Here is a 22,205-nt window from a genome sequence, read left to right as displayed (position 1 = left end):
CATGGCCATCGAGGCGTCGTCCCTGGGCTCCTTCGGCGACCTGGCCACCGCGCTGGGGATCCTGGACCACGACGGCGCCGCGAACGCCGCCTGGTTCGAGAACCCGGTGACGGGCGGCACCGGCAGCACCGCCCACGGACTCAAGCACGTGATGGCCGACACCGGTCAGCGCGACGCGCTGCTCCGCTTCGTCGACGGGGTGCTCGGACCGCCCGAGGCGCGCACGGAGGAGGGCGCCCGCTGGGTGCCGCTCTTCCAGAACGACGACCCCGTCCTGACGGTCTTCGCGGTCGTGGAGCCGGTCCCGGCCAGCCACGAGGTGCGGCTCGGCGTCGGCGTGGAGCACACCACGAGCGGCGGCCCGCCGACGGTGAGCACCCGGCTGCACGTGCCGCTCTTCCGGTTCGCCGACCGCGACCACGACCTCGGCCCCGGCGACGTGCCGTGGCTGCTGCTCGGCCGCGCCGGCGGCGGCATCGAGCTCGCCGTCGACACCACGATCACCGACACCGCGCCGCCCGCGGGGGAGGCGTCGCTCGGCGGGGTCGCCGCGTCGGTGACCGTGCCGACCGACGGCAGCACCGCGGTCTCCTTCGGCCTCACCCTGCGTGACCTCCAGCTGCCCGGGGCCACGAGCCCGCGCACGTTCAGCCTCGACGCCGCCAGCCCGGAGGAGTTCGGCACCGACCTCCTCGACCTGCTCGCAGGCCTGGTCCGGGCCCAGGCCGACGCGCTCGCCGGCGACCCCGACTTCCGTCCCTTCGTGGCGCTGGCCGGGATGCTCGGGCTGCGCGACGTACCCGACCTGCCGGCCCTGCCGCTCGCGGACCTGCCGACGCGCGGCATCGCCGTACTCGTCGAGTGGGTGGAGGGCCTGCTCGCCGACGACGCCGCACGCGACGCCTGGCTGACCCAGCTGGCCGACCTCGTGGGCGGGACCGCCGACGCGGCCCGGGACGCGGTGGTCCTCGACCTCGCCCCGCTCCAGCTCGCCATCGGCGTGCGGGTCGAGGCGGGCACCGGTGGCCACCCGGTGCTGGTGCCGTGGGTGGAGGTCTCGCTGCGGACGCAGCCCGGAACCCCGGTCCTCGTCCGTGCCGCCGTCGACCTGCTCCGTGCCGACACCGGCACGGGGACGTGCACGGCCGTCCCCGACGTACGGCTCGAGGGTGTCTTCGGCGACAACGCCACCGGTCGCCGGCTGATCGGTCCGGCCGCCACGGACACCCCGCGCGTGGACAGCCTCCGCGTCGGCCTCGCCCTCGACGCCGACCGGAACCCGGTGTTCGTGCTGACCGCCCACGGCGTCCGGCTCGTTCCCGGTGCGCTGATGGACGTCGTCGACCTGTCCACGCCGCAGGCGGTCCTCGACGCCGGCGCCTCGGTGCTGACCGCGGCGCTGGACACCGCGCTCGACGCCCTCGGCACGGAGGCGGCCCCGCTGGTCAAGCGGCTGCTCGGCGTCCAGCCGCCCGCCGGGGTCACCGGCCTCGACGCCGCGGCGCTGATCGCGAACCCCGTCGACGCGGTCCGCGGCTACTGGGAGCGCGTCGTCGCCAGCACCGCCGGCATGGCCGACGTCCTCGGTCACCTCGCCCGGCTGCTCGCCGGTCACGCGGCGGCCGCCCTCCCCGAGGAGGGCACGGAGGTCGACCCGTGGCGGATCGAGGTCGTCGACCCGCTCTTCCTCGAGTTCTGGCGCGAGGGTACGACGCTGCACGCCGACGTCGCCGTGTCCACCTCGGTCGCCGTGCTCGGCGACCTCACCTGCTCGACCGCGCTGTCGTTCTCGCTCCTGGCGGCCGACCCGGCAGCGGGCACCGTCGCCTTCGCCCAGGGCGCGCGGCTCGGCGGCTCCCTGGGCCGTGCCGACGGAGAGCAGGTCCGGCTCGCGGTGGGCGACCTGGCGCTGGTCGTCGACCGGATCGCGGTCGACCTCGTCTGGCGGCCCACCGTCGGGCTCCGCCCCGAGCTGCTGGCCGACGGCCTCGCCCTCGAGCTCCCGGCCCCCGACCCCGTCAGCGGGATCGCCGACCTGCTCCCGGTCCCGCTGCCGCGTCTCGACGACGCCGGACGACTGGCGTTCGACGCCCCCGACTGGCAGAGCGTGGAGCGCGCGATCGCCCACCTCGTGAGGCGGCTCGGGATCGCGGAGGTGGACGCGCTCGTCGACCTGCTCGGGTGGTACGGCGGCGGCACCCGGCTCGCCCTCGACGGGCTGCTCGGCGGCGATCCGGCCGTCGCGCTCGAGAGCTGGCTGGCCGACCTGCTGCTCGACTGCGGACGGGTGCGCGCGGCGCTCGGCCCGGTCGCCGGCCTGCTCAGCGGCTTCGCGATCGCCGCACCCCTCGGCACCGGCAACGCGAACGACCCCTACCGCTGCCCGGTCGCCGGTGAGCCCCGTGCGCCCGGCCTGCGCGCCTGGCTCGACCCCGGCTGCTCGGTCCGGCCGGAGGACGTCGCCCTCGACCTCTCCGCGCTGCTCTCGGGCGAGCCGCCCGAGACCGAGACGATCGCTGCGATCCTGAGGTCCGCCGGGCCGCTCGCGTCCGACCTCGCCGAGCTGATGGTGGGCCGCGACAGCCTCGGCGCGGGGCTGCAGGCGCTGGTCGACCGCTGGGCGGGCACCGACGGGCTGGTCGGCATGCCCTCGCTGCCCGACGGGGTCACCGGCCTGGTCGTCGAGGGCGTGGCCTACGACAAGCTCGTCGCGCTGGGTGGCGTGGGCGACCTCCCGGCCGAGGTGCTCGACCCGCTGCCCGCCGCGGTCGTCCATGTCGGCTGCGAGGCGTCGTGGCTGGCCGACAAGCCGGCGGGCACCACCGTCGACGCCACCGGGGCGCCGGTGCCCCAGGTCCCCGACGACGCGTCCGGCAGCTGGTTCGTCCGGATCCCCACGCCCACGCAGGCCGCCGCGGATCGACCCGACCTCGGCACCGTGGGTGCCCAGGCCGCGCTGCTCGACGCCGCCCTGTCCGACCGCGCGGCGCCGTACGTCCTCATCGGGTACGGCGCTGCCGGCGCCGCTGCGCTCCGCGTGGCGGCGTCGCGACCGGCCGTCACGGCGGTCGTGACCGTCGGGACCCCGTGGGGAGCGGTGGCGACCGACGCGCTGTCCGCCGGCCTGGGCGGCGACGCCCTCCGGCTGCTGCGGCGCCTGGCCCGGCCCGACGTCGAGGCCGCGCCGGAGCCGGTGCGGGCCCACGAGAGCAGCGACCTCCAGCGGATGCGCGAGCTGGTCGCCCGGACGGCCGCGCACCTCGACCCGACTGCGCTGCCGAACGCCGCGCTCGAGGCACGGCGCGCCGGCATGCCGGTACACGCCGTCTTCGGCGACCTCGACGCGGACGCGCTCGCGCGGGGGCTCGGGGCGTACGTCGCCGACGGCATCCTGGCCCGCACCGAGGCGCGGGTCACGGCCGGCCCCGCCGTACCGGCGACCGCGCTCCACGTCGCGCTCGACCTGCCCGTCTTCGACCTCGACCTGGGCGGACTGCTGGTCGGGGCCGGCGCGGCGGTGGAGCTGTGCCGGATCGGCCGCCCGGCCGCAGGCCCCGGCATCGAGGCGGGGTTCGTGCGGGGCGTCGTCGTCGAGCTCCACCTCGGCGTCCACGACGGCTGGCTGGTCGGCGGCCCCGGCTCGACCACGGGCGGCGGCGACCTGCGCTGGATGTCGGCGCGGGTCGAGGTGCCGCTCACCGGCGAACCGGGCACCGCCGAGCTGGTGCTCCACGAGGCCACCGGCCTGGGCATCGACCGGGAGCGCTGGGTCGTCCACGTCGACCCGACGGCGCCGACCGTCGACGCCGTCGTGCCCGAGGTCCGCGGGCTCCTCTCGGGGGTCGTCACCCGGCTCTCGGCGGCGTCCGCGTCGCTCGCCTCGCTGCTCGACCTCCTCGGACTGCGCACCGATCGCGGCCTCGACCCCGCCGGGCTGGACCGGCTGCTGCTCGACACCGCGGCGACCGTGCGGTCCCGGATCGCCGCCGCTCCGGCGCCGGCGGCCGCGGCGCTGCGCGCTCTCGTCACGGGAGCCACCGGGTCGGGTACGACGATCGGGTGGACCTCCGGGCCGGTCGGCGTGAGCCTCGACCTGGCCACCGGCGCGACCACTGCGCAGCTCGCGGTGGAGCCGGTCGGCGGCCTCGCCCTCGCGCTCGACCTCGCCGCGTCCGCGACGTGGGCGCGCGCGACGCTCGCCGTCGGCGGGCACGACGACGCGCTCGGCGGCGTACGCCTGGTCGCCGCGACCCCGACCGGCCCCGGCCAGCCGGTCACGGCCTCGCTCGAGGTCGCGGTCCCCGCCCGGCCGCTGCGGACGGTCGCCCTCTGGCCGGACCCGGCGGTCCCCGACCTGACCGACGTCGCCGCGCTCTGCCTCCCCGCGCTCGGGATCCAGGCGCTGGCCACCGCCGCGCTCCGGGCCGCGTCCGAGGACGGCCGACCGCTCGTGCTCGCGGTGCTCGACGCCCTGGGCCTGGTCGAGCGGCTCGGAGCCGAGGCACAGCGGCTCCGGCTGCCGATCGCCGCGGTCGCGGACCCCGCGGCCTGGGTCGCGGCGCTGGCCCGCTCGGGCTCGGTGACCCCCGGTGCGGCCGGGGTCGCACTGCTCGACGCGCTCGCTCCGCTCGTCGCGCCCGACCGCGGCACCGACCCCGGCTGGCCGCTGGCGCCGGGCGTCCGGCTCGACTACGCGCAGGTCGGTGACCGCCTGCGGCTCACCGCCGGTTGCGACCTCGACCTCGACCTGGACGTCGACACCGTGGTCACCACTCGGCTCGAGGTCGGCGCGGTGATCGGCGCCGACGCGCCGCCGGCCCCGGTCGTCGAGGCGTCCGTGGCCGTCGACGGCGTCGGGCTCCGGCTCACCCTCGACCCGGGCCTGCGGGTCGCCCTGCTGCGCTCGGCACCGTCCGACCCGCTGCCGCTCTTCCCCGACGGACCCGGCCTGGGCGAGGCGCTCGGCGCCGCGGCGGGCTCGCTGGTGCCCCTGCTGCTCGACGAGCTCGCCGGCCTGGCGACCAGCACGGATCCCTTCGCTCGCAGTGTCGGCGAGATGGTGGCCGACCTCGGCGACGCCCTCGCCCTGCGCACCGGCGGTCGCTTCCGCGAGCCGCTCATCACCGCGTTCGCGGACGACCCGGCTGGAGCGCTGCTGCGCCGTCTGCCGGCCGTCGCCACCACCGCGCTCACCACCCTCGTCGACGCCCTCGACCCCGGGCACGCCCTCGTGGCGGTGTCGGGCACGGGCCCGGTGACGTTGACCTTCGGCACCAGCGACTCGGTGAGCATCACCATCACGACCACCGGGCCCCCGACCATCGACATCGCCGCCGACTGGGCGATCCCCGACGTCGGCACGGTCGCACTGGAGTCGCTGCGGATCTCGGCGGCCGGGGTCGCGGTCGCCGCCCGGATCGGGCCGGTGCCCGTGACCGCGGGGCCCGTCGTGCTCCGCCCACTGGTGCACGTGCGCGCCGGCACCGCCGCCACGGACGGCCGCCTGCTCGGCATCGGCCTCGCCCTCGACGACGAGGCGCTGCGCGCCGTCGAGCTGCGCTGGACGCTCGACGCGACCCCGCCGAGCATCGCCGGCGTCACCCGCAGCGCTGCCGGAGCCGAGATCTCGGCGAGCGAGGCGGCCGCGGGACCGTGGCTGCTCTCGTTGGCGGTCGGCCTGGTCGCCGGCGTCGTCAGCGACGCGCTCGGCACGGTCCTGGACGACGCGCGCCTGCAACGGATGCTCGACGGCGTGCTGTTCTCCAGCGGACGCACGATCGACGCCGGCTTCGCCGACGACCTGCTCGACCCCGACGCCCTGCTGCACCGGCTCGAACGGCTGCTGTGGAACACCGCCACGGACCCCGACCCGCTCTCGATCGAGATCGACGGCGCCGTCACCATCGCCCTGGCGAGCACGGGACCGGACGCCAACCACCGCCAGCTCGGCATCAACGTCAACCTCGTCCGGCCCTTCGAGTTCCCGACCTCCGGCGTGAAGGTCGAGCTCGAGGTCGACAGCTCGTGGCTGCTGCCCGAGGTGACCGGCGGCCTGACGGTGTACGCCGTCTCCGGCACCCGCTCCGGCGACGACTTCAGCTTCGAGCTCGACCCCGGGGTCACGGTGGCCGGCGTCGGCCTGCGGTTCACCAACGAGGCCGGCCCGCTGCTCGACCTGGGAGTCATGTCGCTCGACGGCATCGCCCTGCACCTGTACGGCGAGGCGGTCGCGGCCGGCGTCGGCGGCGGCGTCCAGCTCGAGCTCGCCGGGTTCTCCTTCGCGCCGTCCGCGGGCGGCGGGGACAACCCCGTGGCCAACGGGATCATGAACGACGCGGGGGAGCAGGCCTCCCCGGCCAACCGCCCGGCGTTCTCCCCGGCGTTCTCGATCCAGCAGCACCCGACCGACGCCCGTCCGCGGATCAGCGTGCGGGCCGGCCAGCCGCCCGGGCCCTGGTGGCTGCTCGTCCAGCGCCAGCTCGGACCGCTCTACCTCGAGCGGGTCGGGTTCGACAGCCGCGAGAACGAGGGCCGGGTCGTCAAGATCAGCCTGCTCTTCGACGGCCGGGTCGAGATCTTCGGGCTCACCGCGGCGGTCGAGCAGCTCTCGATCAGCTGGCTGGGTGGCGACGTCCTCGAGGCGAGCTCGTGGTCGGTCGACCTCCTGGGCCTGGCGATCTCCGCCGACATGGGCGGCGTCGTGCTCGCGGGCGGCCTGCTGAAGACCGAGGTCGAGGGCAACCCGGGCTACGTCGGCATGCTGCTCGGCCGGTTCGGCATCTACGGGCTCAGCGTCTTCGGCGGCTACACCGCGCTCGGCAACGACCCGTCGTTCTTCGTGTTCGGCGCCGTCAACGGCCCCATCGGCGGACCGCCTGCGTTCTTCATCACCGGCCTCGGCGGCGGCCTCGGGATCAACCGCAAGCTCGTCGTACCGGACGACCCGTCGGGCTTCCCGCAGTACCCGTTCATCATGGCGCTGGACCCGTACGCCGACATCGGCAACCCGATGGACCGGCTGCGGGAGCTCAACCTCTACTTCCCGCCCGAGCTCGGCACCTTCTGGTTCGCCGGCGGCATCAGCTTCACCTGCTTCTCGCTGGTCGACGGCATCGCAGTCCTGGCCGTGTCCTTCGGCAACGCCGGACTCGACATCAACCTGCTCGGCCTGGCGCGGATGGCGCTGCCCAACCCGGCCGCGCCGCTGGTCTCGATCGAGCTCGGCCTGCTGATCCGGTTCTCCACCAGCGAGGGCGTCTTCATGATGCGGGCGGCCCTCACCGACAACTCGTGGCTGCTCTACGAGGACGTCCGGCTGACCGGCGGCTTCGCGCTGTGCTTCTGGTGGAAGGGTCCGCTGTCCGGGCAGTTCGTCCTCAGCCTGGGCGGCTACCACCCGGACTTCCACCGCGACGGCTACCCGGTCGTGCCGCGGCTCGGCCTGGTCTGGCAGGTCTCCGACGACATCGTCATCAAGGGGGAGTCGTTCTTCGCGCTCACCTCCGAGGCGCTGATGGCCGGCGTCAGCGTCACCGCGATCGCCGACTTCGGCTGGGCCTGGGCACGGGCCACGTTCGGCGCCCAGGGGTTGGTCTACTTCGACCCGTTCTGGTTCACCGCCGAGGCCTGGGCGCAGGTCTCCGCCGGCATCGAGATCGACACCTGGCTCTTCGGCACGATCAGCATCAGCATCACGATCGGTGCCCGGGTGCAGGTCGAGGGACCGGAGTTCTCCGGCAAGGCGAGCGTCGAGGTCGGGCCGTGCACCGTCACCATCCCGTTCGGCAGCCAGCGCGACAAGCCGACGCCGGTCCTCGGGTGGACCGAGTTCGTCACCAAGTACCTCGAGGAGGCGTCCCCCGGGCGGGCCCGCGCGATCACCGCGATCACCGGACGCGGCTCGCTGCCCCCGGCGACCGGCGGGAGCGCCTCGACGCCGACGCCCGACGGCACCGCCGAGCACCCGTACGAGGTGTACGCCGAGTTCGAGATCACCATCACGACCACGGTGCCGACGGCGACCTTCGACATCGGCGGGCCGTCGCCGGCGACCGTGTCGGTCAAGCGGTCGGACAACGCACCGGCGACACTCGGGCTCAAGCCGATGAACGCCGGCAGCCTGAGCTCCACGCTGCGGCTGCGGCTCTCGTTCTTCGACCAGGACCGGGGCGTGTGGGTCGACGACCCCGACGACCTCCGCGAGCTGGCCGCGCACTCGGCGCTGGCGTTCGGCTCCTTCCCCATGGGGGTGTGGGCCTCGCCAGACCGGCCGGTCACCGCGCAGCCCGCGCTGCCCACCGGCGACGTCGTCAACGCCGGCAACCAGGTCACCCTCACGGCCGTCGCCAGCCAGCTCCACCCTGGCCCGATGATCAACTACTACACGGTCGAGGCGGGGCGCCGGCCGCTGCCGCTGCGGCAGCCGACCGGCACCGACCGGACCGGGCTGCTGGCGCGCGCCGACGACGTACCCCTGCCGACGGTCGGCACGGTGCAGGACGCGCTCGACTTCGCGGCTGCCCGGCTGTTCGCGCCGCCTCCGGCCACCGTCGCCGGCGGCCCGCTGCCCAACGGCTCGCGCAGCAACGTCGCGCGCGCCGGCTACCGCCGCGACGTGGCCGCACCGCCGCTGCTCGGCAAGCTCACCGACGGGCTGGCGATCACGAACGCCGACGACGCGGCCTTCAGCGAGCAGGATCCGCCGGCCGAGCCCGCGGTCCCGGCGGCCCGCGCACCGCGCGTGGTCGGCTATCTCACCGGCGGCACCCGGGTCGCCAGCCGGCTCGGCGGCACCACGGTCAGCGACCGGGAGCGCAAGCGGCGTACGGCGCCGTCGATCGCGTCGGTGCACACCCGGCTGGGCCGGTCGCTGCCGGTGCGGATCGCCGTCGACGCGCTGCCGGCCGACAAGGTCGGCTCGACCTTCACGCCCCGATCGCTGCCGTTCACCGCGGCACCGGGGAGCGCCCGATCGTTCGGCCTCGGCGAGGGCCCGGCCGCTACCCGCGTCGCCGGCCTCAGCGGGCTCGGCGGCGCCGCCCCGAAGGGCGCGAAGGCCGCCCGCCTGGCCGGGATCAAAGCCGCGAGCGAGACCGGAGCCCCTGCCCTGGTGTCCGGCGACGTGGTCGCCCTGCACGCCCCGGACCACGGCGCCGACGTCGCCGCGCGCCGGCCGGTGCTGGACCTGGGCGGCACCGCCCGGCTGACCTGCCTGGGCGGCGACGGCTCCGTGCTGCACGACGAGGTCGTCAGCGGCGCGCAGGAGGTGCCCGCCGGCAGCGAGCTGGTCGTGGTCCAGGCCGACGGCACGCTCGACGACCTCGACGGGCTCGCCGGCTGGCACTCCCGCGCCCGCGTCGCCGGCGTCGGCTCCGGCACCGGGATCGCGGCGGGCTGCGTGCTCGACGTCGAGGCGCCGCACCCCACCCCCGGAGTCACCTGGACGACCGCCGGCGACCTGGTCCGCGACGCCGACGCGGTGACGACCCGGTTCGCGCGGCCGGTGACCTGCGTGGCACTGGTCGTGGAGGCCGACGACCCGGACCGGGTCGGCGAGCTCGGGCTGGAGCTGCACGGCGCCACTCGTGCCACCGGTGCCGGGGGCACGCCCGTCGAGCCGTCGCTCATCGCCAACGGCACGCAGTCGATCGCGGTCTACCCGGTGGTGCCGGACCCGGACGGCGCCGGGGTGTCGGTGCGCTTCGTCGCCGGCACCGGCTGGCGGGTCACCGGCGTGCTCGGCTCGACCGAGACCCCGGACGCGGTCGTCGCCGGGCTGCGGCGGTACGGCGTCGCGGCCTCGACCGGGCGGCTGCTCGCCGTCGCCGGGGCCGGGTGCCGCCCGGCGTGGCAGGCCACGAGGAGGACACGATGACGGTCGGCAGCGGGCAGTTCCGGCTCTTCTCGCGGATCGAGCCGCCGCTCAAGGCGGGGGACTACCGGTTCCGCTCCGAGCAGCGCCTCGCGGCCACCGGGCACCCCGAGGGCGCGCTGCCGGTCGACGGGCTGGACACGCACGTGCGGGTGCGGTCGCCGCAGTACGTGCTCCCGCCCGACCAGGTGCTCTCGACGTTCCCGCCCGCCGGCCGGGAGGGCTCCTTCGGCGCGCGGCTGCCGCAGATCGTGATCCGCCGCAGGACCCTGCCCTGGGAGCGCCGGGTCGTCGCCGGCCGCGACGACCTGCCCTGGCTCGCGCTGGTGGTCATCGCCGAGGGCGAGGCCGACCTGCTGATGAACCAGGACGTCGCGAAGTGCGTCACCCCCGGCGTCGAGCTCGACACGCCCGCCGACGTCGAGAAGGGCAACTGCCTGCAGATCCGCCGATCGATGGTGCACCGGATCTTCCCGACCCAGGAGGAGGTCGGGCTCCTCGCCCACGCCCGCGAGGTGGACCTCAACGACACCGAGCTGATGATGGGCGACGACGACGGCTTCCTCGCGGTGGTCATCGCGAACCGGCTGCCGGTACCCGGCCGGGACGCCGAGGGCCGGGACACCCCGGTCAAGTACCTCGCCTGCCTGGTGAACCTCTGCGAGCAGTTCCCGAAGCTGCTCGAGAAGGCGCCGGACCCGCGGAAGTTCACGATCCGGCCCGAGATGGCGGTCGAGATCGCGACCGTCGGCATGGCCCAGGGCGACCACATGGTGATGGGCAGCGTCAGCCACACGGCCCAGGTGCTCGGCAAGGGGGTCGACGCGAAGGCACTAGATGGCAAGGCGCTGGGCTCGACGGCGTTCCAGAAGGTGTCGGTCGACCCGGTCGTGGCCGCGCCGTACGAGAACGTCGCCGGCTGGGCGACGGCCAGCAAGGTCCGCGGCACCGCCGACGTGTACGCCGAGATGGCCCGCGACTTCCAGATCGGCGGCATCGTGGGCGAGCTCCTCGACCCGGTCCTGACCTTCCCGGTACTCATCCACTGGAGCTTCACCACGGTGGGCGACGAGACCTTCGAGTCCCTGATGAAGGGGCTCAACTCCGGGCTGCTCGGCACCACCGGCGAGACCGACCCCGGCGACGACCCCCAGGCCCGCAAGCCCACCGTGGGGCGGCTCCCGCTCGAGGTCGTCGAGACCGGCCACGTGGGCCTCCCGCACCGGCTGCGTCGCGGCGACGAGGTGCGGTCGTGGTACCGCGGCCCGCTGCTCCCGCACCCGCCCGACGTCGACGCCGACCGGCTGCCGCTGGCCCACGCCGCCGACCAGATCCGGGTCGTGGTGCCCGACGGCCGCGAGGACGTCTCGCTGGCCGCGGCCTTCGAGATCGGCCGGCTGCTCGGGCTGTCGCGGACCTCGATGATCGCGGCGCTGATGCGCTGGCGCCAGGAGGGCTTCCAGGCCGCCCGCCGCACGGGCACCGTCGGCTCGAGCATCTTCTCCGGCGTCGAGGACATGGTGCTGGACCGGTCCCTCGGCGGCATGCTCGGCGCCCTCGTCGGCACCGCGATCGTCGCCTCACCCGAGGCCGTGCTCGGCAACCCGAGCCCCCTGGTCTCGGCCGGGAGACCGGTCCTCGAGGACGCCGCCGCGAACCAGGTGCTGGCGACGGGGCTCGGGATCTCCGCGAAGGCCTTCGAGGGCGACCGCGGGGAGGTGCTGGGGCGGATCGTGGAGGCCTCACCGCGGCTGCCACGCGGAGACGTCCTCGGGACCGGGGTGGTCCGCGACGTCCTGGCACAGCGCCTGGACACCGACTTCGCGCGCGTGGCGGTGCAGTCCCTCGCGGACGAGGTGGTGCGCGGGGCGCCCGAGATCGGTGCGATCCGCGGCCTCCCGCTCGACCTGCTGCCCGGGCTCGCCGGCCTCGCGGTGAGCGGCTTCGACCCGGCGATCGTGACGCCTCACGCCAAGGGCGGGGATGCCCTCGACCGGCTGGTCGAGGACCTGGCCGGGCGCGACGAGGACGAGGAGGAGCTCTGATGGCCAAGCTCAGGTACGACGTCAGCGAGGCGATCCTCGCCAGCGAGCTCGAGCTGATGACCGCACCGGTCGACCCTCCCGTCGTACGCGACGAGGACGTCGACGGCGTGATCCCCGCCGAGCTGCGGCGCTGGCTGGTCCGGCTGCGGCTCCTGGAGGCGGTCCCGTTCGCCTACCTCGTCGCGGACACCGAGCTGCTGCCCGAGGAGTCGATCCGGTGGTTCTACGTCGACCGCCGCTGGACGGACGCGCTGGTCCAGGGCGTGCTGAGCGTGGGCACGGTCAACAGCGACGACCGGACCCACCTCACCGCGCAGTACCCCGCGATCCGCGACGAGCTCGACACGGAGGAGCGCAACCTGCGGCGGGTGCCCGGGCAGCCCCGGCTAGAGGGCGACGGCGGCCCGATCAGCGGCTTCCTGCTCCGGTCGAAGGCGGTCTCCGGCTGGCCGGCGCTGCACGTCCGCGCGTTCAGCGGCGAGCCGCCGGGGCGCGACGACGAGAAGCCGCCGGACACCATGGAGGTGCGGCTGCTCCGCCTCGAGCGGCTCGCCCCGGCCGTGCTCCTCTGCCTCTTCGACGGCATCCCGGCCACGGTCCACATCGAGGAGCCGCGCCAGGGCGTGCAGTTCGGGTTCCGCGTGCGCAACCAGGCCAACGGCCGGCAGCAGGCCGAGGTCAAGCCGCGCAACGCCGACACGTTCGAGTTCCTGCCCGGCGACCCGGAGGTGGTGCCGTTCCGCGCCGACGGCGCCGGCGGCGTCGTCGACATCAAGCGGCTCGAGCGACAGCTCGAGGACCGCGCCGGCAGCCTCGGCGCGGACGGCGTCATGGACAGCTCGGAGTACGCCCTCCAGCTCGTGCAGTTCCCGTGGCGCCAGGTCTGGGGCGACATGGCCCACGCCGACACCCCGTCGGTGCCGAAGGCGCTCGTCTTCAAGCCGACCATCACGTACGCCGTGATGGTCGACCAGATCTTCTCGGTGGTGCGGTGATGGACGACTTCCGCATCTCTCCGGAGCTCGCCGAGAAGGCGTTCAGCTCGCCGCGGTTCGAGGTGCTCGGCAAGCTGGACGTCGACGTCGCGACGATCGGCACCTGGGACCCGACGATGTCGCGGCGTACCCGCATCCTGGTGCCCGTCGACGTGCAGGCGTACGTCGTGCCGGAGGGCGGCGTCGAGGAGACCGTCGCCGTCACCGGTGACCGGGACACCGACCCGGCGCCGTTCGCGGTCGGCGCGCCGAAGGCGCCCGGGGTCCACCTCCACTGGGCGATGCCGGACGCCCTGCTCGTCGCCGACCACGACGAGGAGACCCGCACGCCGCGGCTGCCGCACCTGCCGGACCAGTGGGTGGTCGTGCGCACGCTGCAGCCCGTGGGGCAGCGGCAGGCGCTGGCGACCGGCTGGGTGATCGACGCCCGCACCCAGGTGGTCACTCCGCTGGCGTCCTTCACCGGCGTCGCGGGCGACCTGCCGCCCGAGGCACCACCCGGGATCACCGGCTTCACGTTCGGCGTCGAGTGGACGTCGTCGTACGCCGGGTCGGAGCGCCGCCTCACCTTCCACGACTCGCTCGAGGACCTGCCGAAGCTGGCCTCGGCCGCGCAGACCGGCTTCCATGGCGACCAGGCGGTCTACACGGTCGCCGGCTGGTGGAGCGACGAGTCCCTCGACCCGCTGACCGGCGCGCGCGGGCCCGCCGCCCTCGACAGCGTGCTCGCCGGGCTGGGCTGGCGGGTCGACCACGACGCCGACGACGCCGCGCACGCGTCGTCCGACGGTCGCGAGCGCCGGATGATGAAGCAGTCGGGCCTGGCCAGCAAGGAGGAGATCCCGAAGTCCCGCATCGTCGGGAGCGACGGCCGCACGGTGTCGTCGGGCCTCGTCGGCGTGGACCTCGAGGTCGCGACGCCGGTGTCCGACATCGGGGCCTTCTGGGTGGGGGAGACGCTGCCGCGCTACCACGCGCTGCTCCACGGCAGCGTGCTCGGCGTACCGGTCGGCGAGGTGCTCCCCGCCGCCGACGACCGTCCGGACCCGGCCGGTCTCACCGTCGCCCTCGGCTCCGACGTCGACGACGTCGTGGCCGCGCTGGGTGCCGACGGCATCGGCCTGGGCGAGCCCGACCGGCGGGCTGCCGAGGACCTGATGGCGGCGTTCAGCAACGGCCTCATCGCCGAGATGGGCAGCCCGGACGGCATCGACGCGCTCGGCTCCCGCGAGCACGAGAACGGCTTCTGGTCCCTGCCCGGCACGCCGCTGCCCGGGGCGGTCCCGGACCGGCTGCGGCGGGAGGACAGCCTGACCGCCAACCCGATGACGGTCGGCCGGAAGGGCCGGTCGGCCGCGGGACCCGACGCCGAGGCGTCGCCGATCCTGGCCTGGCGCGCCAAGACCGACCTGATCGCCAAGTCCCGGGGCCGGACCAACCCCAAGGCCGGAAGGGTGGCCCCCGAGAGCAAGCCCGCCCCGACGCCGCGGTCGGTCACCCGGCCGGCGCCGAGGTTCTTCCGCCCGGCCCCGCTGGTGCTCGCGGTCCGCGAGGCGCACCCGTCGCACCGCCACCACGGCGACGGCCTGTACGACGACCAGGGCCGGCTGCTGTGCCGCTACCCGGCGGCCGCCGTACCCCGCCTCGAGGGGTTGGTCACCGGCCAGCAGGTGCTGCCCACGCTCGGCTCCGGGGCGATCCCGCCCGAGGTCGTCACCGTGGTCCGCGAGGCAGTGCTGCTGAACCCCTACGGCATCGACTGGCTGGTCGCCGGCTACCAGCCCGGCCCCGACCTGGGGCGCGTGGTCGGCAACCGTCTGAAGGCGGAGATGGTCCGCCTCTACGGCGTCGACGGCGCCTACGACGGGCGCAGCCACATCGCCTTCGCCGCGCCCAAGGGGCCGAAGGCCCGGTCCGAGCGCTGGGACGCCGAGGCGCTGGAGACGATCGACCTCGAGCACAAGATCACCGCGGCCATGGCGGAGCTCGCGATCGTCGTCGGTCAGCAGCCCAGCCCCGTGGCGTTCACCACCTGGCGCCAGCCGTGGGTGCCGGTCTGGGTCGAGTGGCGCGTCACCCTGACCGGCGCCGGCACCCTGCGTGGCTGGCGGCTCGACGGCTACGACCTCGAGCCCGACCCGGACGCCGCCGTCGCACCGGACGTCGCCACCACGCTCACCGGCCGCAGCCTGCTCGGCCAGGGCGTCGGCGAGACGATCCGCGCGGCCGTGCGCTCCTGGGTCGGGAGCGAGCAGCAGCGCCAGGTCACAGCGGGCCGGACGTCCTTCGGCGACGGCACCGTCGTGCAGAAGCTGGCCGACTTCGACCGGCCCCTCGACCTCGTCAGCGCGTCGCTCGACGGCATCCGCGAGCAGCTGCTCGGCATCGACTACCTCGGCTCCGTGCGCCGGGTGGACGGCAAGCCGGTCGCGAACGGTGCCGCGACGCCGCTCTTCGGCGGGCGGCTGCGGCTCGACGACCTGCGCCTGGTCGACGCCTTCGGTCGCGTGGTCGCGGTGCCCGAGGAGGTCCTCGACGAGACCCGCAGCACCCTGGAGCTGGAGGTGGACGACGACCCGCGCACGGTGCTGCTGCGGCCGCGCCTCCAGAACGCCGCGCGCTGGCTCTTCCGGCTGGTCGACCCGGGCCAGGACCCCGCAACACCGGCCGCCGAGGTGAGGGAGGCGTACGTCGACCAGGTCAGCCCGGACGACGCGGTCAACCCGGTCGCCGGCTTCCTGCTGCCCGACCACATCGACGAGGGGCTCGAGGCGTTCACCGCCGCCGGCACGCCGCTCGGCCAGGTCGCGCACGACGTCATCAGCGCCGCGGTCACGTGGGAGTGCGCGCCGGGCCGGCCGCTGCCTCCGGACGCGGGGCCGCTGGCCGGGCTCGGGGCGCAGGAGCGCCTGGTCGGCGAGGTCGTGGCCGGCATGGTGCGGGCGGACGCCGCGGCGCGAGCCCTGCCTGAGCCGCCGGCGAGCAGCGCGCTGGTGACGTTCCTGCGCGCCGTCGACACCACCCTCTGGGCCGTCGACACGTTCGCCAGCCTGGGCACCAACACGCTGGCCGGGCTGGTCGGCCGGCCGATCGCCGTCGTCCGCGCACTCCTCACCCTGGACGCCCCCGACGACGTCGCCGAGGTGACGATCACCGACGCCGGCGGCGCGGCGGCCCGGCTGGCGCGGTTCGGCGCGCTGGTCGAGGAGGAGGTCGAGGTCCAGGTCGGCACGCTCACCCGCGGTGACGACACCGTGCTGGGGTTCTTCGTCGACGACGACTACGAGCGGCTGTTCCTGGTCGACCGGGTGGTCGCCGAGCACGCCCGCGTGACGGGACCGCAGGTCGGCCACCTCGGGCTGCTCGGCACGGTCGCACCGACGGCCATCGAGGCGCTCGACCACCCCTACCTGAGCACGTCGAGCCGGATCCGGCTGCGCCCCGGGCAGACGCGACGCCTGACCCTGCTCATGCTCCCGGGCGGGCGGGCGCACCTCACCTCCGGCGTCCTGCCGCGCAAGGAGCTGGCCCTGGCGGACTCGTGGTTCACGCCCGGGCTGGCGAAGCTGATGCCGTCGGTGCGGGTCGGTCCTCTGCTGATCGACCCCGGCGAGGTGCGGCTGCCGCTGGTCGCGGTCCTGGGGGAGCGGCAGACCTTCACCCGGCGAACCGGTGACCTGGCCTGGAAGGACGACGCGATCCTCGCCGCTACCCAGACCGCCTACCTGCCGCGGATGCCGCACGAGATCCAGGAGGGCTGGATCCGGGTGACGCCCGACGAGGGCGGGACGACGCCATGAGCCGGCCGGGCAAGGAGGTCAAGCGCGGCCGGGCCCTCGAGCGCGAGGCGTTCGTCGCCCGCCGTCGCGGCGACTTCGACCATGCGGCCGTCGAGGCCGCGGCCGCGGCGTACCGCCATGCCGCAGCGGTGGTGCCCAAGGGCGTGCTGCCGAAGGGGTTCCCGACCGGCGACGCCCAGCGCTGGGTGCCGATCGGGCCGTCGGTGGTGCGCCGCGGCCAGGCCAACGACCGCCCACGCGTGGCCGGCCGGATCCGCGACCTCGCCGTGCACACCAACGGCCGGCGCGCGTACGCCGCCAGTGGCCAGGGCGGCGTCTGGTACACCGAGGACGGCGGCGCCACTTGGGACCCGGTCGGCGGATGGTCGGAGTTCACTGCGGCGACGGGTGGCGACAACAACGCCCAGTCCTGCGGCGCGATCCTCGTCGACTTCCGGGACGACGACCCCGCCCACGACTTCGTCATGGTCGGCACCGGCGAGAACACGCCGTTCCGGCGGATCACCGGGCACGGCAGGTACGGCGGTCTCGGCGTGCTGTCCGCGCTGGGGCCGGTGCCGAAGGGCGTCGGCGCCAACCCGTGGGAGCCGCTCAAGGCCGCGGACCTGACGCTCTTCGAGGGGCTCGGGATGTTCGCGTTCGCGCGGCGCCCCGGCCGGGTCGCGGGGGCCACCACGGCCGGCTCGCCGGACCAGGTGCTGGCCGCCACCAGCGGTGGGCTCTTCCTCGGCACCCGACAGGTCGCGCCGCCCACGGGGGAGTTCACGTGGGCCAAGCTGCCCGGCATCGACACGCTGGTCGGCGGCCCGCCGACCCCGGCGGTCACGGACGTGCTGTGGATCGGCGGGCGGATCGTGGTCGCCATCGACCAGCAGGGGGTCGCCTTCAGCGACGACACCGGCACGACCTTCAACTGGCTCAACGGGTGCAGCCCGCCCGGGACCAACATCCAGGGGTTCAGCAGCCTGTCGCTGGTCCCCGGGACCAACACGCTCTACATCCTCACCGCCACGCCGCCTCCGCCGCCGCCACCGCCCCCGGCCGCCGCTGCCTCCGACACGCCGGCGCTCTTCCAGGTCGCCGACATCACGGTGGCGGCCCCGGCCGCCGTCAACGTCAACGGCGTACCGGCCGACCTCTGGGGTACCCAGCGCGACTACGACCAGGCGATCGCGACCGAGCGCGTCGGCGGCGTCGACCGGGTCTACCTCGGCGGCTCCACGGTGTGGGGCGGGGAGGAGTTCGTGGCCAGCCTGTACTGCTTCGACGTCGGTGCCGGCCCGGCGCTCGGGCCCGCCACCGGCATCTCCCGGACCGGAGCACCCGCACCACCGCCGCCCCCGGCGCCACCCGCGGGTGCCGGCGACGGGGCCGACACGGCCGGGTTGATCGGCAACAACGTGCACGCCGACGTGCACACGATCCGGCTGGCCGGTGTCGCCGGCAGCCGGCACGTGTGGGTCGGCTGCGACGGCGGCGTCTACGTCTCGACCCAGAACGGCCGGGTCAACTCGTTCGCGCCACGGGTCACCGGCCTCGCGGTGCTGCAGCCGGGCTTCGTGGCGTGCCACCCGACCTCGAGCCACTTCGTCGCGGCCGGCTTCCAGGACAACGGGACCCAGGTCCGCAGCGGCGACACGATGTGGGAGTCCGTCCTGACCGGCGACGGCGGTGGCACCGCCTTCCACCCGGGCCGGCCGCAGTTCATCGTCTCCCAGGCCACCCGCGCCGCCTGGCGGTCGGCGCCGGCGACCGGCTACGTCCGGCCGACCACGCGCACCGGCACCAACCAGGCGCACGGCGCGGACCGCGAGAACCGCGCCGGCAACGCGCTCTTCTACTCCGGCTCCACGGCGGTGGCTACCCCCGGCGAGGACCGCATCGCGCTGGGCACGGCCCGGGTCTGGATGACCGACAACCTCGGGGCCGTCGCGCCCAACCGCTGGCGCGTGCTGCCGTGGTCGGTAGCGCCCGCCACGGCCGCCGCCACCGACCCGCGCCAGAACGGCAACGACCTCGCGGCGCAGCAGACCGTCGGCGTACCCACCTTCGTCGCCGGAGACGTCGCCCCCAGCGGCGTCGGGCCGCTCGGCCAGGTGGTGACGGTGAAGTGGGTGACCGCGACCAGCGTGCTCGTGCTGTTCGAGTTCGGCGTGGTCCGCTGGGACGAGGCCCCGGCCGGTCAGTGGGCGGCGACGACGCTCCTCGTGACCGGAACCGAGCCGGCCACGTCCGCCCAGGGCGGGCTCACCTTCCTCACCGACATCGCACCGGTGCCGGGGTCGCAGGACTTCTACGTGACCACGACGGGCGACCCGGCCAACAACGCCCTCGACACGCTCTACCGCTTCGACTCCGCGGCGGGCGCGATGGTCGCCCTCAACCTGCGCAACGCGCTGGTGCCGCCCGGCTCGCCGGCCGGGACGGTCGGTGCGCTGGAGCCGGCGTACTCCGTCGTCGTGGACCAGCCACCCGGCGGTGCACCCATGCAGGTGTACGTCGGGGCCGTGACGGGTGCCTGGCGGCGCCAGCACCTGGCCCCGGCCGCGACGCTGTGGACGCGCTTCGTCAACGGGCTGCCGCAGGCGTCGGTGCAGGACCTGACGATCTGGGTCGACCCGGCGGGTGGGCCGCGCCTGCTGCGCGCCGCGGTCCAGGCCCGTGGGGTCTGGGAGGTCGACCTGGCGGCGGCGAACGAGCCGCAGCGCACCTACCTGCGGGTGCACCCCCGCGACGACCGGCGCCGGCTGCCGACGCCGCTCGCGAACCCCCGGCGCGCGCCGGGCGCCGCGGCCGAGCTCGTCTTCGAGAGCCCGGACGTGGTCGTCCGGCCGCGCGCCGGCGCCGGCATCTCGCCGCGGTGGATCCTCGGCGGCGCCACGATCAACGCGGGCAACGTGCACAACTACCAGCTGTGGACCTTCCAGACCGCGTTCCGGTGGATCTTCCCGTCGGTGATCGCGGACGGCCGGTGGACGGACGCGTTCGGCGACCTCGTCGAGCAGCATCGCGCCACGCTCCGCCCGACGCTGGGCGCGCCGCTGCTGCCGCTCGGCCGGTTCGTCGACCGACGGCTCTGGGACGCCGTCGTCGGCGGGACCCGCGTCGATCCCGTCACCGGACAGCCGTCGGGCAACGCGGCCCACCCGTTGGCGGTCTACCGCCAGCCGTGGCAGACCGCCAGCGCGCTGACCGCGCCGGCCACCGAGGTCGACCTCCTCGAGAGCGTGCAGCCGCGCGAGGTGCTCGGCGGGATGTGGCGCGTGCACAGCGAGCTGAGCACGGTCGACGTGCTGCTGCACCACCGCGACACCCGGCCGGTGCCGCGGGACCAGGCGTTCGCGATCCTGCTGTGGAGGTTCGCTCCCGGCTCCGCCGCGCTCCTCGGCGCCCCGGCCGGCGACATCGTCGCGTTCGCCCGGGACATCGCGCAGGGCAACGCGCACGCGGTCCCGGACGGCTGGACGCACCAGACCGGTCCCGCCCCCGGGAACGCGCCGCGCCACTCCCTGCCGGTGGCGCTCGACGCCCGGCTGCCACGGGCCGTGTCGATCGACGTCAACCTCTCGACGGTGCCGACCGGCAACCGGGTCCTCTTCCTCGCCATCGCCGGGTCCTCGGCCGACCGGTGCAGCGCCGCCGCGGTCGGGCTGCCGGCCAACCCGACCGTGAGTGACCTGGCACGGTGCTGGCCGCACGCGGCGCTGCGGATGGTGCAGGTGAACCCGCGGCCCTAGTGGTCCTCGGGCTGCACCTCGATCTCGTCGACCACGAACGTCTGCCAGCCCTGGGTGCCCACCACCCGGACCCGCCGGCCCGCCAGCGCGACGAGCTCGGCCTCCGCGTCGAGCGCGGTCGACTCCCGCCGGCGCAGGGGTACGCCGTCCGCCGACGGGTCGTCGGGCACCAGCACGACCGCGGGCATCTCCGACTTCGAGCCGACGCCGACGGTGCGCACCTCGAGCCGGCCGACCAGCTCGGTCACTTGCGCCAGACCGTGCTCGTGCGGCGGGCCCCGTCGTACTCGTCGACCACCACGAGGCCCTCCCGCTCGCCGGACCGGACCGGGAGCACGTGGAAGCTGAACCCGCCGCGCGGACCACCGGCGTGCTCGCCGTACGTCGTGACGTCGCCGGCGACCTGGCCCCGCCGCAGCCCGGCCTCCTGGACGAGCTCCTCGGCGCCGACGTCGGAGCGTCGCGGTCGCCCCGCCCGCGGGACCGAGCTGCCCAGGGCCCGGCCCGTGGCGGCCAGCACCGCCCGCCGCTGGGTCAGGGTGGGGGAGGGGACCGCCTTGGCGGCGACTCCCTTGGGCGCCGCCCCGTCCGGCAGGGTGACCGGCACCAGGCTCGGATCGCCGAGCAGGTCGAACTGCGCGAGCGTCTTGAGGTCGACGGGGTTGAGCGCGCCGGTCTCGCGGACGTAGCGCTGCCGCGCGTCGAGCAGCGCCCGCCCGGTCGACGCACCGGCCAGCACGCCCTCGAGCGCGAACCGGCAGAGCAGGTCGGCCTGCCCGTTGCCGCTCGCGGGGCCGTAGGACGTGGTCGACGACCCGTAGCCGGCGTACCCGCCGCTGCGCAGGTAGGCCCAGATCAGCGGCACCCGCCCGTCGATGTCGGCCGGGTCGAGGTGCATGGCGCCGTAGCAGCACTCGGCGGCGACCACGGTGCCCGCGGCGATGCGGCCGTCGACGTCCTCGGGCCGCAGGGCGACGGTGTCGATCGCGCCGCCCGGCGCCTGGCCGAACCAGTCCGGCGTGGTGTCGCCGCCGTGGCAGTTGACGAAGTGCGTGAGGCCGGCCAGCTCCCGCTTGGTCCAACCGGCGTCCTCGGGTGGAGAGAGGTGCGTGGTCGGTGCGGGGCCGGGCAGCAGGTCGACGCTCTGCACGGTCGACGCCTTCCACGCGCTCGCGGTCAGCGAGAACACCTTCTGGTAGGAGCGCGCGGTCCGCTGGGTGTAGCGCGCGGCCGTCTCCAGCGCCGCGAGCAGCATGGCGGGGTCGCTCGCCCCGGCCACGTCGGGGATCCGGCCCACGACCCGGGTCACCGCCAGCAGGTCCGCGGCCCGCAGCCGTCGGCCGGTCGGTCCGGTCCAGGTGTCGGGCAGGTCGCAGGCGAAGGGCAGGTCGCTGGGGACCCACGGGTCGGGGTCGCCGGCGACCGGGTTGTCGATCCGCGCCTGCGGCACCACGTCGGTCGCGCCGACGAGGGCGAGGTACGCCGGGGTGTAGCGGGTCGTCGCCAGGTCGACCGCCTTGAGCGTGGCCACCCAGTCGCCGTCGGCGACCTTCTTCGCCTTGATCGCGGCCATGCTCTGCGTGTTGTCGAGCAGCAGCACCCGGCTGCGCAGGCCGCGCGCCCGGTCCGCGACGACGAGCCGGTCGAGCGCGTCCCGGACCGCGGCGGCCCCGGCGGCGCCGTACTTGCGGCGGAGCGCAGCGCCGTGGGTGACCAGCAGCTTGTCGTAGGTGCTCGCCGCCATGTCGCGCCCGCCC

At 75.3% G+C, this 22,205-nt stretch carries 7 protein-coding genes; 5 read left to right on the top strand and 2 right to left on the bottom strand.

Annotated elements, in window-relative coordinates; all coding sequences use genetic code 11:
* The first annotated feature begins 1 nt into the window (after nucleotide 1).
* Genes ACFQQI_RS19310 through ACFQQI_RS19290 form a run of 5 tightly spaced genes read left to right on the top strand, consistent with a single transcriptional unit; the run spans nucleotide 2 to nucleotide 20,448 of the window.
* Nucleotides 2-9,874: a DUF6603 domain-containing protein gene (locus ACFQQI_RS19310; RefSeq protein ID WP_378567346.1), complete on the top strand. Its 9,873-nt coding sequence runs from the start codon at nucleotides 2-4 to the stop codon at nucleotides 9,872-9,874.
* Nucleotides 9,871-11,916 carry a hypothetical protein gene (locus tag ACFQQI_RS19305; RefSeq protein ID WP_378567343.1) on the top strand — a complete coding sequence of 682 codons (2,046 nt, stop codon included), beginning with the start codon at nucleotides 9,871-9,873 and terminating at the stop codon, nucleotides 11,914-11,916. Before ACFQQI_RS19310 ends, ACFQQI_RS19305 begins: the two co-directional genes overlap by 4 nt.
* The gene (locus ACFQQI_RS19300) at nucleotides 11,916-12,911 is read left to right on the top strand and encodes a hypothetical protein (protein WP_378567341.1); all 996 of its coding nucleotides are present in this window, start codon (nucleotides 11,916-11,918) and stop codon (nucleotides 12,909-12,911) included. The genes ACFQQI_RS19305 and ACFQQI_RS19300 overlap by 1 nt, the downstream gene beginning before the upstream one ends.
* Nucleotides 12,911-16,711 carry a hypothetical protein gene (locus ACFQQI_RS19295; RefSeq protein ID WP_378567338.1) on the top strand — a complete coding sequence of 1,267 codons (3,801 nt, stop codon included), beginning with the start codon at nucleotides 12,911-12,913 and terminating at the stop codon, nucleotides 16,709-16,711. The genes ACFQQI_RS19300 and ACFQQI_RS19295 overlap by 1 nt, the downstream gene beginning before the upstream one ends.
* A complete protein-coding gene (locus ACFQQI_RS19290; protein WP_378567335.1) occupies nucleotides 16,708-20,448 on the top strand; it encodes a hypothetical protein in 3,741 nt (1,246 codons plus the stop codon). The genes ACFQQI_RS19295 and ACFQQI_RS19290 overlap by 4 nt, the downstream gene beginning before the upstream one ends.
* Here ACFQQI_RS19290 and ACFQQI_RS19285 read toward each other — a convergent pair.
* Together ACFQQI_RS19285 and ACFQQI_RS19280 are read right to left on the bottom strand one after the other, a co-directional pair.
* Entirely contained in the window at nucleotides 20,445-20,696 is a 252-nt protein-coding gene (locus ACFQQI_RS19285) for a hypothetical protein (RefSeq protein WP_378567332.1), read from the bottom strand. The two genes, ACFQQI_RS19290 and ACFQQI_RS19285, sit on opposite strands and share 4 nt — an antisense overlap.
* A complete protein-coding gene (locus ACFQQI_RS19280) occupies nucleotides 20,693-22,192 on the bottom strand; it encodes a hypothetical protein (protein ID WP_378567329.1) in 1,500 nt (499 codons plus the stop codon). The genes ACFQQI_RS19285 and ACFQQI_RS19280 overlap by 4 nt, the downstream gene beginning before the upstream one ends.
* Nucleotides 22,193-22,205 lie beyond the last annotated feature (13 nt).

This window comes from Nocardioides sp. GCM10030259 (assembly GCF_042666375.1).
GTDB lineage: Bacteria > Actinomycetota > Actinomycetes > Propionibacteriales > Nocardioidaceae > Nocardioides.
The sequence above is the reverse complement of the archived record's forward strand: the minus strand, read 5'-3'. Positions and strand labels throughout refer to the sequence as shown.

Coding starts and splice junctions, on each gene's coding strand:
- ACFQQI_RS19310 (WP_378567346.1), top strand. CDS start 2: ATGGCCATCGAGGCGTCGTCCCTGGGCTCCTTCGGCGACCTGGCCACC.
- ACFQQI_RS19305 (WP_378567343.1), top strand. CDS start 9,871: ATGACGGTCGGCAGCGGGCAGTTCCGGCTCTTCTCGCGGATCGAGCCG.
- ACFQQI_RS19300 (WP_378567341.1), top strand. CDS start 11,916: ATGGCCAAGCTCAGGTACGACGTCAGCGAGGCGATCCTCGCCAGCGAG.
- ACFQQI_RS19295 (WP_378567338.1), top strand. CDS start 12,911: ATGGACGACTTCCGCATCTCTCCGGAGCTCGCCGAGAAGGCGTTCAGC.
- ACFQQI_RS19290 (WP_378567335.1), top strand. CDS start 16,708: ATGAGCCGGCCGGGCAAGGAGGTCAAGCGCGGCCGGGCCCTCGAGCGC.
- ACFQQI_RS19280 (WP_378567329.1), bottom strand. CDS start 22,192: ATGGCGGCGAGCACCTACGACAAGCTGCTGGTCACCCACGGCGCTGCG.